At 63.2% G+C, this 14,138-nt stretch carries 11 protein-coding genes and 2 pseudogenes; 12 read left to right on the top strand and 1 reads right to left on the bottom strand.

What is annotated here, in order from left to right:
• Nucleotides 1-55 precede the first annotated feature (55 nt).
• From asnB to E4P00_RS20940, 12 genes and pseudogenes are all read left to right on the top strand, one after another.
• Nucleotides 56-1,885 carry an asparagine synthase (glutamine-hydrolyzing) gene (gene asnB, locus E4P00_RS20885; RefSeq protein ID WP_248132862.1) on the top strand — a complete coding sequence of 610 codons (1,830 nt, stop codon included), beginning with the start codon at nucleotides 56-58 and terminating at the stop codon, nucleotides 1,883-1,885.
• A gap of 30 nt (nucleotides 1,886-1,915) precedes the next feature.
• Entirely contained in the window at nucleotides 1,916-2,425 is a 510-nt protein-coding gene (locus E4P00_RS20890) for an aromatic-ring-hydroxylating dioxygenase subunit beta (RefSeq protein WP_248132864.1), read from the top strand.
• 14 nt (nucleotides 2,426-2,439) lie between these two features.
• Entirely contained in the window at nucleotides 2,440-3,336 is an 897-nt protein-coding gene (locus tag E4P00_RS20895) for an alpha/beta hydrolase (RefSeq protein ID WP_248132866.1), read from the top strand.
• On the top strand, nucleotides 3,333-3,992 hold the full coding sequence (locus E4P00_RS20900; protein ID WP_248132868.1) for a hypothetical protein: 660 nt from the start codon (nucleotides 3,333-3,335) through the stop codon (nucleotides 3,990-3,992). Before E4P00_RS20895 ends, E4P00_RS20900 begins: the two co-directional genes overlap by 4 nt.
• Complete coding sequence (locus E4P00_RS20905) at nucleotides 3,976-4,830, top strand: class I SAM-dependent methyltransferase (protein WP_248132870.1); 855 nt, start codon at nucleotides 3,976-3,978, stop codon at nucleotides 4,828-4,830. Before E4P00_RS20900 ends, E4P00_RS20905 begins: the two co-directional genes overlap by 17 nt.
• A 221-nt stretch (nucleotides 4,831-5,051) precedes the next feature.
• Nucleotides 5,052-7,580: pseudogene (locus tag E4P00_RS20910) on the top strand (TonB-dependent receptor); the annotation flags it as partial.
• A 15-nt stretch (nucleotides 7,581-7,595) separates the two neighbouring features.
• A complete protein-coding gene (locus E4P00_RS20915; RefSeq protein WP_248132872.1) occupies nucleotides 7,596-8,669 on the top strand; it encodes an LLM class flavin-dependent oxidoreductase in 1,074 nt (357 codons plus the stop codon).
• Nucleotides 8,666-9,940: an MFS transporter gene (locus tag E4P00_RS20920; protein ID WP_248132874.1), complete on the top strand. Its 1,275-nt coding sequence runs from the start codon at nucleotides 8,666-8,668 to the stop codon at nucleotides 9,938-9,940. Before E4P00_RS20915 ends, E4P00_RS20920 begins: the two co-directional genes overlap by 4 nt.
• Entirely contained in the window at nucleotides 9,937-11,130 is a 1,194-nt protein-coding gene (locus tag E4P00_RS20925; protein ID WP_248132876.1) for an MFS transporter, read from the top strand. Before E4P00_RS20920 ends, E4P00_RS20925 begins: the two co-directional genes overlap by 4 nt.
• Nucleotides 11,131-11,209: 79 nt before the next feature.
• Entirely contained in the window at nucleotides 11,210-11,719 is a 510-nt protein-coding gene (locus E4P00_RS20930) for a sigma-70 family RNA polymerase sigma factor (protein WP_248132879.1), read from the top strand.
• Nucleotides 11,716-12,672 carry a FecR family protein gene (locus tag E4P00_RS20935; RefSeq protein ID WP_248132880.1) on the top strand — a complete coding sequence of 319 codons (957 nt, stop codon included), beginning with the start codon at nucleotides 11,716-11,718 and terminating at the stop codon, nucleotides 12,670-12,672. The genes E4P00_RS20930 and E4P00_RS20935 overlap by 4 nt, the downstream gene beginning before the upstream one ends.
• Nucleotides 12,673-13,007: 335 nt before the next feature.
• Nucleotides 13,008-13,478, top strand: a pseudogene (locus E4P00_RS20940) (STN domain-containing protein); the annotation flags it as partial.
• Here the strand turns inward: E4P00_RS20940 and E4P00_RS20945 are convergent.
• Nucleotides 13,444-14,133 (bottom strand): CmcJ/NvfI family oxidoreductase, encoded by a 690-nt coding sequence (locus E4P00_RS20945; protein ID WP_248132882.1) that lies wholly within the window; start codon nucleotides 14,131-14,133, stop codon nucleotides 13,444-13,446. The pseudogene E4P00_RS20940 and the gene E4P00_RS20945 sit on opposite strands and share 35 nt — an antisense overlap.
• Between the last annotated feature and the right edge of the window lie 5 nt (nucleotides 14,134-14,138).

Below are 14,138 nucleotides of genomic sequence, written 5' to 3' on the forward strand. Positions count from 1 at the left end.
CGCGCACATAGCTTGGGCTACGTGGGGAATATCGGGCACTGCAAGGGCATTATTCATGTGCGGAATTGCCGGATGGACCGATTGGACCCAAGACCTGCGCCCCCAGCGCGAGGTGATCGAAAACATGACGCGCACCCTGGCGCTGCGGGGCCCGGACGCCGAAGGAATATGGGTGGCGCCCCACGCGCTGCTGGGGCATCGGCGTCTGTCGATCATTGACCTGGCCCATGGCGCCCAACCCATGGCTGACGCCAGCAACGAAGTGGTACTGACCTACAGCGGAGAGGTCTACAACTACCTGGCCTTGCGCGAAGAACTGCAGGCGCTGGGGCAGGCCTTCACCACCCGTTCGGACACTGAAGTGGTGCTGCGTGCCTACCTGCAATGGGGCGAGCAGGCCTTTGCCCGGTTGACCGGGATTTTCGCCTTTGCCCTGTGGGATGAACGGTACCAAAGCCTGTGGCTGGTTCGCGACCGTTTTGGTGTCAAGCCGCTGTATTACTTTGCCACCGGCACTGGCGTGCTGTTCGGCTCCGAGCCCAAGGCCATCCTTGCCCATCCCCAGGTACGCCCGGTGCTGGATGCTAGTGGGGTTGCCGAGCTGTTTGCCCTGAGTACCGCGCCCACGCCTGGCCACGGGATCTACCAGGGTTTTTATCAGCTCAAGCCTGGCCATGCCTTGAGGTTCGATGCCAACGGGCGACAGGACCTTGTCTACTGGTCGCTGACGGCCGAGCCTCACAGTGACAGCCCGGCCGACACTGCCCGGCAGGTTGGCAGCTTGTTGCGCCAGGTGGTCGAGGAACAATTGGTGGCGGACGTACCCCTGGGCAGCCTGCTTTCCGGCGGCCTGGATTCCAGCGCCATCAGCGCCTATGCCGCTCAGGCGCTGGGGCGTGAAGGGCGCTCGTTGCCGACTTTTTCGGTGGACTTTACCGGCGGTGGTGAAGGCTTTACCCCAACCTCGTGGCAAAGCAGTTGGGACGAACCGTTCGCGCAGTTGGCATCGGCAGCACTGGGTACGCCACACACCACCTTGGCGGTCGCACCCGAACAGGTGCTGGAGCAGGAAGAGGCGGTACTGCGTGCCCGGGACCTGCCGGGTTGGGGAGAGCTGGACAGTTCGCTGTACCTGCTGTTCCAGCAGGTGCGCGAGCACACCACGGTGGCGCTCTCGGGGGAGTCGGCGGACGAGGTGTTCGGCGGTTATCCGTTTTTTCACGACCAGCAGGCCCTGAATTTTTCCGGGTTTCCTTGGCTGGCGGGCAAGAGTGGTCTTTGGGAACTGCTGCGGCCCGAGGTCGCCGAGCGGGTTGCACCGCAGGCGTACATGGCCAGGCGTTACCAGGAAGCGTTGGCGGAGGTTCCGCACCTGGCCGCAGACAGCCCGGTTGAGCGGCGACAGCGCGAGGTCACGTACCTGGCACTGACGCGCTGGTTGCCGGCGATGCTCGACCGCAAGGACCGCATCAGCATGGCGGTGGGCCTGGAGGTGCGGGTGCCGTTTTGCGATCACCGCCTGGTGGACTACGTATGGAATGTGCCCTGGTCGATCAAGAGCGTGGCCGGGGAGGGCAAGACTCTGTTGCGCAACGCCATGCGCGGCGAATTGCCCGAAGCGATTGTCGAGCGCAGGAAAAGCGGCTTTCCGGCCAATCCCGACCCGCGCTACCTGGCGTTGTTGCGCAGCCAGCTCAGGCAGTTGCTGATTGACGGCGACTCGCCGGTGTTAGACCTGGTGGATGCGCGCCGGGTGGGTGAGCTGCTCGAACTGGAGCAGCCGCTGCCCAGTCCCCGGGCCTCCAGCAGCCCCACGGCCGGCCTGTCCTACCTGCTGAACCTGGACCGCTGGTTACGCCTGTACCAGGTGGAAATCCGCCTCTAGCACCGCCTTCAACCTTCAGGGGACATGCCCATGAGCCTTCCATTGAACATCAGCGCCCCGAGCTTGCAGGCCCAGGTCAGCGACTTCCTGATCAGCGAAGCCGAGCTGCTGGACAACCGCGAGCTGGAAACCTGGATCGGCCTGTTCGATCAACCCGCCCAGTACCGGGTACTGCCGTTGCAACGCCATCTGGTTGAGGGTGAGCCCCACGACAGCCTGTTCATCATTGCCGATGACTACGGCCGCCTGCGTGAGCGGGTCGACAGCCTGCTCAGTGGCCATAGCTGGATGGAGACGCCGCCTTCGCGTACCCGACGGCTGGTGAGCAACGTGCGGATCAAGTCCAGGGACGGCGAGCAGTTGACCATCAAAAGCAACTTCGTGGTGCACCAGTTTCGCAACCAGCAAACCTGGTACTTCGTCGGCGAGGCCACCCATGTGCTGTACGACAGCCCTCGTGGCTTGCGGATTCTCAAGCGCGAAATTCGCCTGGACCACGAAACCATCAGTGCCCAGCGGCGCATCAGCATCATTTTATGAGGCAGGAGCCCTTCATGAGTCATTCATTGCTTCCCGGTTTCGAGTACTCGACCCTGACCACCCGCGGTGCGCGGATTCAGGTGGCCGTCAAGGGCAGTGGCCCGCCACTGTTGCTGTTGCACGGTTACCCGCAAAACCACCTAGCCTGGCACCGCGTTGCCCCGCGCCTGGCCGAGGACTACACCGTGGTGCTGGCAGACCTGCGCGGCTACGGCGAATCCCGCGCCCTGGATGCTGACGCTCCGGGCGCTTATGACAAGAGCGCACTGGCCCTGGATCAGTTGGACGTCATGCAGAAGCTGGGGTTTTCGCGGTTCGCGGTAGTGGGCCATGACCGTGGCGCACGGGTGGCGTATCGCTTGGCGCTGGAACACCCGCAGGTGGTGAGTGCTCTGGTGTCGCTGACAGTGGTGCCGATCCTGGATGTCTGGGCGGGGGTCAACAAGGCCTTTGCCCTGAACGCCTACCACTGGTTTTTCCTGGCCCAGCCGTTTGATCTGCCGGAGCGGCTGATCGGTGCCAACCCCGGCTATTTCCTTGACTGGACGTTACAGCACATGGCTCAGGGGCGCGATATTTATCATCCGCAGGCGCTGGAAAGTTACCACCAGGCTTTTGCCCGTCCCGAGGTATTGCACGCGATGTGCGAAGACTACCGGGCGGCAGCCGGCGCCGATGCCGCCGCCGACCAGGCCGACCGCGACGCCGGTCACCAGTTGCGCTGCCCGGTGCTGGTGCTGTGGCAGGACCGTCCCTACGCAGCGGCCAGCCACCCGTTGACGGTGTGGCGATCCTGGGCCGTGGAGGTGCGGGGCGCGGCGATTGCGGCCAGCCATATGCTGGCCGAAGAAGCACCCGAGGCGGTACTGGAGCAGCTCTTGCCCTTCCTGCATCAGGTTGCGCAGCCATGAGTGCGGCACCCCTGACGCCAGCCGAGCAAGGTGCGCTGTGGCGTCAGCGTCTGTTTGAGGCCCACAGCGCGATGACGGCCTACCTGATCCAGGAACATCGGGCGCAGGACCTCGCCGACTGGGTTGACGTCACCGGGCGGATCTTCCGCGACTTGCCGCCCGCCTTGGGCGCCGGCAGTACCGAGTGGCAGGCGGTGTTTTTCCGCACCCAGGCGTTGATCGAACAATTCATCGTGCAGCGCAAGCAGTTTTACGACCTGGATGCCTGGGCGGCCGCCACCGGCCAGGTGTATCGCGCCCTGGAGCCTGCCGGCCAGGGTGAGCCCGCTGCGGCGGCAGAACGCCTGGGGCGACAGGCTTCGCTCTACGGCACGCGTTTCGAGATTCGCCAGGTCGCCCCCGACGCCAGTCTGTTCAAGGTGCACCACTGCGGAATCTGGGACTACCGCGAGCGTGCCCGAGCCAACGGCGTGCCAATCACCTTGAAGTCGGCTTGCACCTATTGCACCAAGTTGCTGTCTTCGCTGGTCCATGCCAAGGGGTGTGACACCCGCTGGACGTTGCTGGCCGACGAACAGGGCCATGGCTGCGAATGGACCATTACCAAGGAAAGCCTCATCCACGCAGGAGTCGTCGAGCATGAGCACGATCATTGAGCAAGCCCGTACCCTGGCCGGTTATGAAACCTCCAGCCAACTCTTGCAGTTGCGTGACCAGGACTGGGTCCTGGGGCGTGCACAGATCCAGCCCAGACGTTTGCTCGACCTGGGTTGCGGCATCGGTTCGCTGCTGCAGGGGGCCGTGGAGCGCTGGCCGAGCCTGGAGCAGGTGTGGGGCATCGAGCGTTCGCAGTTGCGCCTGGACCTGGCGCGCGAGCAATTACGCCATGTCCCGGCCGAGGTGGTGTTGCAGCAGGGCGACCTGCTGGACCTGCCCGCGCTGGAGCAGCGTTTTGACCTGATAAGTATGACTGCTGTCCTGCATTGGTTGTATCCCCATGAGGACAGGTTGTTCCAGTGGGTGGCACGGCATTTGGGTGAACAGGGCGTGTTTCTCTTCACGTCTCATCACCCCGTTTCGCAGCAAGGGTTGGGCGGTGAGGATGAGTTGGTAGCCGAGGCACTGCTGGCGATGAAACTGGTCACGCCGGGGCACGTGCAGGCGCATTTCGCCGAAGCGGCGGTACTGCCGATGGGCACGCGTACCCGACCACGGGTGGCGCTGGAAGCACTGGTGCAGCGCCATTTTCAGGTGCGTTCGATTGCCAGTCGCTCGGCGGCGCTGCGGATCCACAGCATCGAGGAATATCAGCGCTTTCACGCCGCTACCTTTGGCACCTATTTCAGCCCGTTGGTGCCACTGGAACGAATCGAGGAGCTCTTTGCCCGCCTGGGCGCCATCGCCGAACAACGCATGGCGCGCCAGGGGCATGTGACAGACATCCCCGTCAGCGTCTGGCGCTGTGTACGACGTGCGGAAAAAAGTGGGGCATAACCTTATGAATAAACAGTCTGGATCGCTGCTGAAAAAGCCCTGGGCCATTTGCACTCACAGGTACGTGATTCCCTTAGGGTAAGTTGATGATGTCCATTGAACGTCCATCCTGTTTGCACCGTACTCCCATGATCTGGGCTGTGGGCTTTACCTGCCTGATGGCGGCCGAGCCCCTCTGGGCCCAACCTGCCGCGCCGGCGGGCAAGGTTCAGGTGTTGTCTTTTGATGTTCCGGCGGGGGATTTGTCTCAGGTGCTGCTGAGCATCGTCCGCCAGAGCCGCACGCCGATCTCGTTTGATCAGGCGCGGGTGCAGGGGTTGTCGGGGCCTGCCATCAAAGGCTCGTTGAGCATGGACCAGGCCCTGGAGCAAGCCTTGCGCGGCAGCGGCCTGGGTTTCAGCCGCAACGCCTCCGGCGCATTGACCTTGCACACGGTGGCCTCCCAGGCGCCGCAGCCCACCACCTCAACCCCCGCCACCTCGGCGGGAACCCTGGCCACCGTGGTGGTGACCGGGACTCGCCAGGCCGACGTCAAGGCCACTGACAGCCTGAGCCCGATTGACGTGGTCTCCAACGAGCAATTGCGCCAGACCGGCACCCAGAATGTGCGCGAAGCCTTGATCAAGTTATTGCCCTCGTTGTCGCGCCAGGCCCAGGCCTACAACGCTTCGGCGCTGACCAACGCGCAGTCCCTGCGGGGCCTGAGCCCCAACCATGTACTGGTGCTGGTCAATGGCAAGCGTCGCCACGAGACGGCCAATATTAACGTCAGCGGCGGCTTGCAGAGTGGTTCCACCGGGGTCGACCTGGATACCATCCCCATGGCCGCCATCGACCACATCGAAGTACTGCGCGACGGCGCCTCGGCCCAATACGGCTCCGATGCCATTGCCGGGGTGATCAACATCATTCTGCGCTCGGCCGACCACGGCGGGTTGGTCTCTTACAACGCTGGCCAGTACGGCGCGGGTGACGGCTTTTCCCAGGGCGGGGCGGTGAACAACGGCTACCGGGTGGGGGAGACCGGCTATCTGAATCTCAGCGCCGAGTTCCGCGAGCAAAAGAGTACGATCCGCGCCGGCATCGACGAGCGTACCGGGCATTACAGCAACCCCTCCATTGGCGACCCGGCCGTGCATCGCCAGGCCCTGGCGTTCAACACAGGGGCGGCGCTGACCGACCAGCTGGATTTCTACAGCTTCGCGACCTACACCCATCGCACGGTGTCGTCGGCGCAGATCTACCAGTTGCCCACACTGGTGCCGACCATTTACCCCAACGGCTTTACGCCACGCATCACCAGTGATGAGGACGACTATTCCCTCACCGCCGGCCTGCGCGGCGTGGAACTGTTCGGTGACTGGGACTGGGACCTGAGCTCCACCTACGGCGCCGACAAGCCCGATATCGGAATGGACCACTCGGTGAACCTCGCGCTGTACAACGAAACCGGCACCACCCCGCGCAAGTTTGACCTGGCCGAATACAAGGTCACCCAATGGACCAACAACCTGGACCTGCGCCGTGCCTTCGACGTGGCGCTGCTGCCCAAGCCGCTGAACTTTTCCTGGGGGCTGGAGCAGCGCCGCGACCTGTATAAGGTTGGCGCCGGCGATTACTACTCCTACTACAACGGCGGCTCCAAAGCCTTGCCCGGCCAGGCACCCGCCACTGCCGGGCAGTGGACGCGGGACGTGCTGGGCGGCTACCTGGACCTCTCCACCCACCTGACCGAGCAATGGCAAGTGGCGACGGCGGCCCGTTACGAGCATTACAGCGACTTTGGCAGTACCACCAACGGCAAGCTCTCGACCCGGTACGATTTCAACCCCCAGGTGGGCCTGCGGGCCAGTGTCAGTTCCGGGTTTCGTGCGCCGTCCCTGGCCCAGGAGAACTATACCAGCCTTGGGGTCTCGCCGACGATTGCCACCGGGTTGCTCGCCGCCAACTCGGCGGCGGCCAAGATGCTGGGAGCCGAGGACCTCAAGCCCGAGAAGTCGATCAACTACAACCTGGGGTTGGTGCTCAACCCGCTGAGCGACTTGAATATCGCCATCGACGCGTACCAGATCACCCTGCGTGACCGTATCGTCGACGGCGGCACCTACTCGGGCCAGCAAGCCATCGACGCGCTACGTGCCGGCGGCATTTCGGTGCCGTCGGGCCTGGCCTCGGTAAGCACTCACTACATGACCAATGGCGCCGACACCCGCACCCACGGTGTCGACATCACGGCTACCTACCTGACCCGGCTCGACGGCTGGGGCCAGATCGACTGGCGCCTGGGCGCCAACTTCAACCGCACCAAGCTGCTGAAAAACCACATCGGCAGCGACGGCCGGCCGCTGCTCAACGATCAGCAACAAGCCTGGATCACCAGTTCCACACCCCGTAGCCAGGTGTCCCTGGAAGCCAATTGGAGTCGCGATAAATGGGGCCTGACCGTACGCGAGACGCGCTACAGCAAAACCATCTCTGAACTGGACTATTACACCGGGCCCAATGCGTACTCCACCACCGAGTTCAACCATTTCGAGAACTCCCCCAAGTACCTCACCGACATCGAGTTGCGCTACGCCGCGACTCGCCAACTGTCGCTGGCCGTGGGTGCAAACAACGTGTTCGACGTCAAACCCGACAAACTGCCCGCTGAAAGCGCTTACCTGGGGTTCAACCACTACGACACCTATGCCTCGCAGATCAGCTTCAACGGGGCTTTCTATTACGTGAACGCGGTCTACAGCTTCTAGGGGGAGGTGAACACGATGTCCATTGAATTGCGCGGCGGCGTGCGTGCCTGTGCTGTCGCCGGTGACACGGTGTTTGAACGCCAGGCCGGGCGTTTCCTGCCCGACCTGCGCAGTCGCCCGGTATGCCCCTTCGATATTCAGCAGAAAGCCCGGTTGGAGGAGGCCGATGGCCTGGACAGTGCCTTGGTGACCGTGGCCAGCGCGTGGCCGGACCCCTGGCTGGTGGCCGGTTACGCCTTGTCGTCTACCGACACACTGCGGGTGACCGTGGCCCACCGTCCAGGTGTCACTCAACCCACCGTCGCGGCACGCTCCCTGGCGACCCTGGACCGTTTGTCCCAGGGACGTGCGGCGGTGCATGTGGTGATCGGATCCAGCGACGCCGATGTGCGCCGCGACGGTGATTTTGCCGACAAGGAGCAACGCTATCGGCGAGCCTTCGAATACCTGGAGATCTTCACCCGCACCCTGGCCAGTTCCGAGCCCTTCGATTATGCGGGCGAGTTCTATCGGCTCGAGAACGCCGGCAGCGGCTTTTCGGCGGTGCAGCAGCCGCGTCCGCCCTTATCCATCGGTGGTTCGTCGGACAGTGCCCAGCAACTGGCGGTGCGCTTTGCCGACATCTACGCCGGCAGCTTCAGCAGCCCTGAGTCCACCTATCAGCTGAAAGTGAAACTGCAGGCATTGGCCGATGGGCGCCCCTTGAAGTTCTGGAAGCATTTCCAGGTGATTCTCGGCGAGACCGAACAGGCGGCGCGTGACACCGCGCGAAAGTGGCGTGAGGCAGCCCTGGGCTTGTTATTGGCGCGCCCCGCTGCGGAACTGAGTGCCTCACCTCAGTTGGCGCGGGACAACGAACGCGAGATGCTCGGGCAGTTGAGCCCGGCCAGGCGTCAGCAATGGGCGGTCGAAGTGGTCGAGCGCGCGTTCGCCGGCCTGCGGGTCGGAACGATCGACAAGGTCGCCTTGGACATCCTGGCGTTTCATCAGGCTGGCATCGATATTGTCCAATTGGAGGCCACCACAGAGAGTGCGCTCGATATTCAGTTGCGGCGCGAGTTGATCGAGCGCCTGAGGGCGGCCTCATGAGTGATACGTCCATCAGCCGGACCGAACCGCTGGTCGAACCGCGCGCTTCTGAGTTCACACCGGTGACGCTGGGGGTGTTGCTGGCCTGTGTCATCGGCATCATCGTTGGCCCCACCGGGTTGGTGATCAGCAGTTTCTCGTTGTTTATTGACCCCATCAGCGCCGAATTGCACTGGGACCGCAGCCAAGTGGCATTGCTGGTGACCTGGCTGGGCATGGCGGTGGCGCTAAGCAGCCCGTTCAAAGGCTGGGCAGTAGACCGTTGGGGTGCGCGGGCGCTGGTGTTGCCCCTTACGGCACTGCTGGCGGTGTGCATGGCCTGCACGGCCTGGGTACGGGCCGACTGGCAGTTGTACCTGTTATTTTTGCTGATGGGTTTGCTGGCGCCGGGCAACATTCCCTATGCGCGAATTCTCGGCGGTTGGTTCAATCATCGACGGGGGGCCGCCTATGGGCTGCTGGGCCTGGGTTTCGGCGTCGGTGGTCCGCTGGCGTTATACACCGGCAACCTGTGTATCGAAGCGTTTGGGTGGCGCACCACCTATTTGATCTACGGCCTGCTTGAGGGGCTGGTGGCCTTGCCCCTGTTGTGGTGGCTGTTTCGCGAGCGGCCTGTGGTGGTGTCTGCATCCAGCCTGCGGCGCCCGACCGAGGGCAGCACACCGCGCCAGGCCTGGGCGGGGATAACGTTCTGGTTGATTCTGGCAAATTTGCTGCTGGGGGTGTTTGCGGTCACTGGGGTGATCATCCATGGCGTGCCCTTACTGGTGGAGAAGGGCCTGACACGCTCAGACGCCGTAGACGTGCTGTCGGCGTTGTGGCTGGGCATGATCGTGTCGCAACCGCTGCTGGGGCTTGCACTGGACCGCTACAACAGCCCCCGAGTGGCGCTGCCATTTGCATTGCTGGCGGTGTTGGGCATGCTGGTGTTGATTCAGGCCGGCCAGCACGGCTGGCTGTGGGCCGCGGTGTTCCTGATCGGCCTTGGTGCTGGCGGTGAAACCGGCACTACCCAGTATTTTCTGACGCGGTATTTTGGCTTGCGCCACTTCAGCGTGATCTATGGTTCGGTGCAGCCGTTTACATTTGCCATCGCGATCAGCCTGGGCACCTATGTGCTGGGCGTGATGTATGACCGCTCGGGCGGCTACGGCTTATCGAGTCAGGTGCTGCTGGCGGCCTTCTCGGTGGCTACCGTATTGCTGTTGGGCCTGGGCCGTTATCGTTACACCGCCACCGGTTTATCAAACAAGGGAGCAACACCGCCATGAGTAAGGCATTGGAAGCCGCAAGCGAGCGCGACCGCCTGGCGCCCGGTGTATGGTTACTGGCAGTCCTGGCGTTTGTGGTCGGTACCGTTGAATTGGTGGTGGCGGGGATTCTCGATCAGCTCGCCCAGACATTCGGCGTCACCCAGGGGCAAGCCGGCTTGTTGATGAGCCTCTATGCGCTGGTCTATGCGTTGGCCGGTCCGGTATTGATCTACCTCAGCGCCAGGGTGTCCAGGCGACGCCTGTTGCTGGTGGCGCTGCTGGTGTTTGTGCTAGCCAACCTGGCCGGGGCAGCGGCGGGGACGTTCATGCTGTTGCTGCTCAGCCGGCTCCTGGTGGCGGCCAGTGCCTCGGTCACCGTGGTGGTCGCCATCACCGTCGCTGTGGCGCTGGTGCCGGCCAATCGCAGCGGGCAGGCCATCGGCCTGGTGTTCGCCGGCATCGTGGCGTCGTTGGTGCTGGGGGTGCCCCTGGGCACGCTGATTGGCGAGTACTGGGGTTGGCGCAGCCTGTTCCTGCTGCTGGCGGGCGTGGCGTTGCTCAGTGTGCCGCTGGTGTCACAGTGGCTGCCGGATATTCCCGGCGCACCCGGCATAACGCCGTCCCGGCAATGGGCGGAGCTGGTGCGGGCCAAGGTGTTTCTCGCCCATGGGGCGGCGCTGTTGCAAATGACCGGGCAATTCACGCTTTACACCTACATCGTGCCGTTTCTGGTGCGCAGCATGGGCCTGTCGAAAACCGTGATCAGCTTGGTGCTGCTGGTCTACGGTATCGGTGGCATCGTGGGCGCGGTGCTGGGCGGACGCGCGGCGGACCGATGGCCCGGGCCACGCACGTTCGTGGTGTTTCTGCTGTTGCATGCCCTGGCGATGAGCCTGTTGCCCCTGGCGACGTTTTCTTTGTTGGCGCTGCTGGTGGCGGTGGTGACCTGGTGTATTTTCAACATGGCGCCGGGCCCCGCGATCCAGAATTACCTGGTGCAACTCAACCCCGACACCGCCGCCGTGCAGATCAGCCTCAACACCAGTGCAATCCAGTTGGGCGTGGCCCTGGGGGCTTTCCTCGGCGCCGGTGTGGTGGATCATTTTTCCGTACAACTGCTGCCGTGGCTGGGAGCGGCCCTGGTACTCGGTGGTGCCGGGTGCGGCTGGTGGTCGGCACGGCTGCCCAAAACACAGGAAAACGACTGACCGTCGAGAGAACTTCAACCTGGCAAGCTCACTACCGTCGTATCCGTTGGCGTGGGGTGTCTCAAGTGACTGAATGCATATGGATAGCCCTTCACCTTTCAAGAGCACGCTGATTGCTCAACTGTTCCAGCAGAACTACGGCTGGTTGTGCCGGCGCTTGTCGCGCCACACCGGTTGCAGCCACAGCGCCGAGGACTTGGCTGCGGAAGCTTTTTTGCAAGTCTGGATGCTGCCTGACCCGAGGGCGATCCGCTCGCCCAGAGCGCTGCTGGCAACCATCGCCCAACGCTTGATGTACGAGAGTTGGCGGCGCAAGGACCTGGAGCGCGCCTACCTGCAAGTGCGGGCCGAGGCGCCGGATCAGGTCCACCCTTCGCCCCATGAACAGTGGATGCTCATCGAAAGCCTGCAAGCCATCGACCGCCTGCTCGACGGCCTCTCGGGGCAAGCCAAGACGGTGTTCGTGCTCAGTCAACTGGAGGGCCTGACCTACCTGCAGATCAGTGAACGTGTGGGGTTGTCTCAGGCGCGCATTCATCAGTTGATGAAAGAAGCGCTGCGTTGCTGCTATCGGGGCCTGGAAGAATGAGCCAGGCGGACCGCGACGACGCGGTGTTGGAAGAGGCGATTGAATGGATGGCGCAGATTCAGTCCGGTTCGTTCGACAGCCAGCAGCAACAGGCGCTGGAACAATGGCGCGGGCAATCGCCACACCATGCGCGGGTCTTCGATCAGTTGCTCAAGGGCCTGGCCAGCGTCCAGGCATCCCCTTGGCGGGGGCGTACCAGCGCGCCGCTGCTGCGCGCGCTGGAGCAACCTTCGAGCCGCCGGCGATTTATCGGCAATAGCCTGAGCTTGCTCGGTGTGGTGGTGGGCGCGGGGCTACTGGGCCGATGGTTGCAATCGGGCATGGGCTTACCCGGCGAGTGGGTGACCGGCACTGGGGAGCGTCATCGCTGGCTGCTCGACGACGGCAGCCGGCTCGAGCTCAATGCCCGTAGTAAAGTGCTCCCGCGTTTCATTGACCAGCAACGCGGGCTGGTATTGCGTCGTGGCGCGTTATTGCTGGAAGTCTCCGAGAACCCGGTATCGGCGTTCGAAGTCACCACCTCGGCCGGGATTGTGTCTAGCCAGGCCGGGCAGTTGCAGGTGGCGGAAGAGGGCGCGTGCATCCGTCTATTGACCCTGCGCGGCGAGGCGCTCCTGCGCTTGCCCACAGGGGAAAGCATTGTGGTTCCCAGCGCCCATTCCCTGCTGTTCGATGCCCGTAGAGTACTTGCCCGAGACGGCCTGCAGCCGGACGAAGGGTCGTGGGCCAGCGGTTGGCTTGAAGTCAATGACAAGCCGTTGAGTTGGGTCGCGGAGGCGTTCAGGCCTTATCTGCCCGGTGTGGTCATGCTCGACGACAAGGCTGCGAAAATTCGCGTCAACGGCCTGTTCCCGCTGGACGATATGCCCATCTCCCTTGAGATGCTGGAGCGCAGCCTGCCAGTGGCGGTCAGCCGGTATAGCGATTATTGGGTCAGTATTACTGCCTCATAGCAACCCACTTAGGTTGCCTCGGTGGTGAATGCTGGCCCGAGGTGATCTCCATAGGTTCGCACTGGGCACACACTGCTCCAGAGGCAATGCCACTCCGCGCGGAATGACGGCATAACCTTATAAAAAAACAGCCTCGATCGGCGCTAAACAATCCTGGGGGCAATTGCACACATAGGAACGTGCATCCCTCAGGTAAATCGATAATGACCATAAAACGTTTGTCTCGCGTGCCTCGCAGCTCAATGATCTGGGCGGTGGGGCTCACCTGGCTGGTGTCGGCGCCGCCGCTTTGGGCCGAGCCTTTCGCCGTGGCCGGCAAGGTCCAGGCCCTGGCTTTTGATATTCCTGGCGCAAGCCTATCCCAGGTGCTGTTGAGCATTGTCCGGCAGAGTCGTACGCCGATCTCGTTTGACCAGGCTCAGGTCGAGGGGTTGTCGGCGCCGGCGATCAAGGGCTCGTTGAGTGTTGATCAGGCGCTGGAGCAAGCATTGCGCGGCAGTGGCTTGGGGTTTAGCCGCAACAATGGCGTACTGACGTTGCACCCCGTAGCGTCCGCGCCGGCAGCATCCGTTGTGCCGCGTGCGCCGACGTCGACGGGCACGCTGGCGACGGTAGTGGTGACCGGCACTCGCCAGACCAATGTGAAAGCCAGCGAGAGCCTGAGCCCCATCGACGTGGTGAGCAGCGAGCAACTGCAGAGCAGCGGGGCGACTGACCTGCGCGACATGCTGGTCAAGTTGCTGCCCGCGCTGACTCGACAGGCGCAGCCGTTCAATGCCTCAGCCTTGACCCATACCCAGTCGTTGCACGGGCCGGGTTAGCCTTGACCGAAAACGTTTCGCCGACTTTGTCGCGATACACCAGGTCGCTGGGCAACAAATCGCTATTGGCCATGCTGCGCGCGTCGCACAAGGCAAGGGGCGTGCTCAGCACTGTCGCGCCGATGGGGCGCCACACATTGATGATCGCAAAGCGTTTGAGCAGGCGCTGTTCGGCTTCGTCTGGGTCGAGGTGGTCGCGCACTCGGCGAATCGCCGAGCGTTCGGTCTGGTCGTTGTGCACGTAGCGCACCGGCTCGCGCAGGCCACGCGCCTCACGGCCAGGGTCATCGACGCGAATCGTATGGTCGAAAATCACCACCTTCACCGCGCCGGTCTGCTGTTTGAGCAGGACTTCGGTTTCCGGGTAGTAATGCAGGCGCACTTTGTCGTCATCCTCCAGGTTGACCACTGCGCTGGCGTGCTCGACCTTCTCGAAGCCCTCGCGCTGCAGGCTCGCAGGTGTATCCAGCAACCGCGCGTTATGGATGGTCACCTGGGTAGGGTCAAGTACGCCGCTGCGCTGGGCCGCGCCATCGGGTGGCGGGTAGGTGTAGTTCACCGGGCGCTCGCCGGTGTCTTTCAGGTAATTGAGCACGCCGAGCACGGAGGCGGGCGCGAGTTGTGTCTGATGGGTTCCCATAACCA

The organism is Pseudomonas sp. B329 (genome assembly GCF_023127835.1).
GTDB lineage: Bacteria > Pseudomonadota > Gammaproteobacteria > Pseudomonadales > Pseudomonadaceae > Aquipseudomonas > Aquipseudomonas synxantha_A.

Bases quoted from the DNA above. Each gene is read 5' to 3' on its own strand.
- E4P00_RS20905 (WP_248132870.1), top strand. From the start codon at position 3,976: ATGAGCACGATCATTGAGCAAGCCCGTACCCTGGCCGGTTATGAAACC.
- E4P00_RS20900 (WP_248132868.1), top strand. From the start codon at position 3,333: ATGAGTGCGGCACCCCTGACGCCAGCCGAGCAAGGTGCGCTGTGGCGT.
- E4P00_RS20890 (WP_248132864.1), top strand. From the start codon at position 1,916: ATGAGCCTTCCATTGAACATCAGCGCCCCGAGCTTGCAGGCCCAGGTC.
- E4P00_RS20935 (WP_248132880.1), top strand. From the start codon at position 11,716: ATGAGCCAGGCGGACCGCGACGACGCGGTGTTGGAAGAGGCGATTGAA.
- E4P00_RS20915 (WP_248132872.1), top strand. From the start codon at position 7,596: ATGTCCATTGAATTGCGCGGCGGCGTGCGTGCCTGTGCTGTCGCCGGT.
- asnB (WP_248132862.1), top strand. From the start codon at position 56: ATGTGCGGAATTGCCGGATGGACCGATTGGACCCAAGACCTGCGCCCC.
- E4P00_RS20920 (WP_248132874.1), top strand. From the start codon at position 8,666: ATGAGTGATACGTCCATCAGCCGGACCGAACCGCTGGTCGAACCGCGC.
- E4P00_RS20895 (WP_248132866.1), top strand. From the start codon at position 2,440: ATGAGTCATTCATTGCTTCCCGGTTTCGAGTACTCGACCCTGACCACC.
- E4P00_RS20925 (WP_248132876.1), top strand. From the start codon at position 9,937: ATGAGTAAGGCATTGGAAGCCGCAAGCGAGCGCGACCGCCTGGCGCCC.
- E4P00_RS20945 (WP_248132882.1), bottom strand. From the start codon at position 14,133: ATGGGAACCCATCAGACACAACTCGCGCCCGCCTCCGTGCTCGGCGTG.
- E4P00_RS20930 (WP_248132879.1), top strand. From the start codon at position 11,210: ATGGATAGCCCTTCACCTTTCAAGAGCACGCTGATTGCTCAACTGTTC.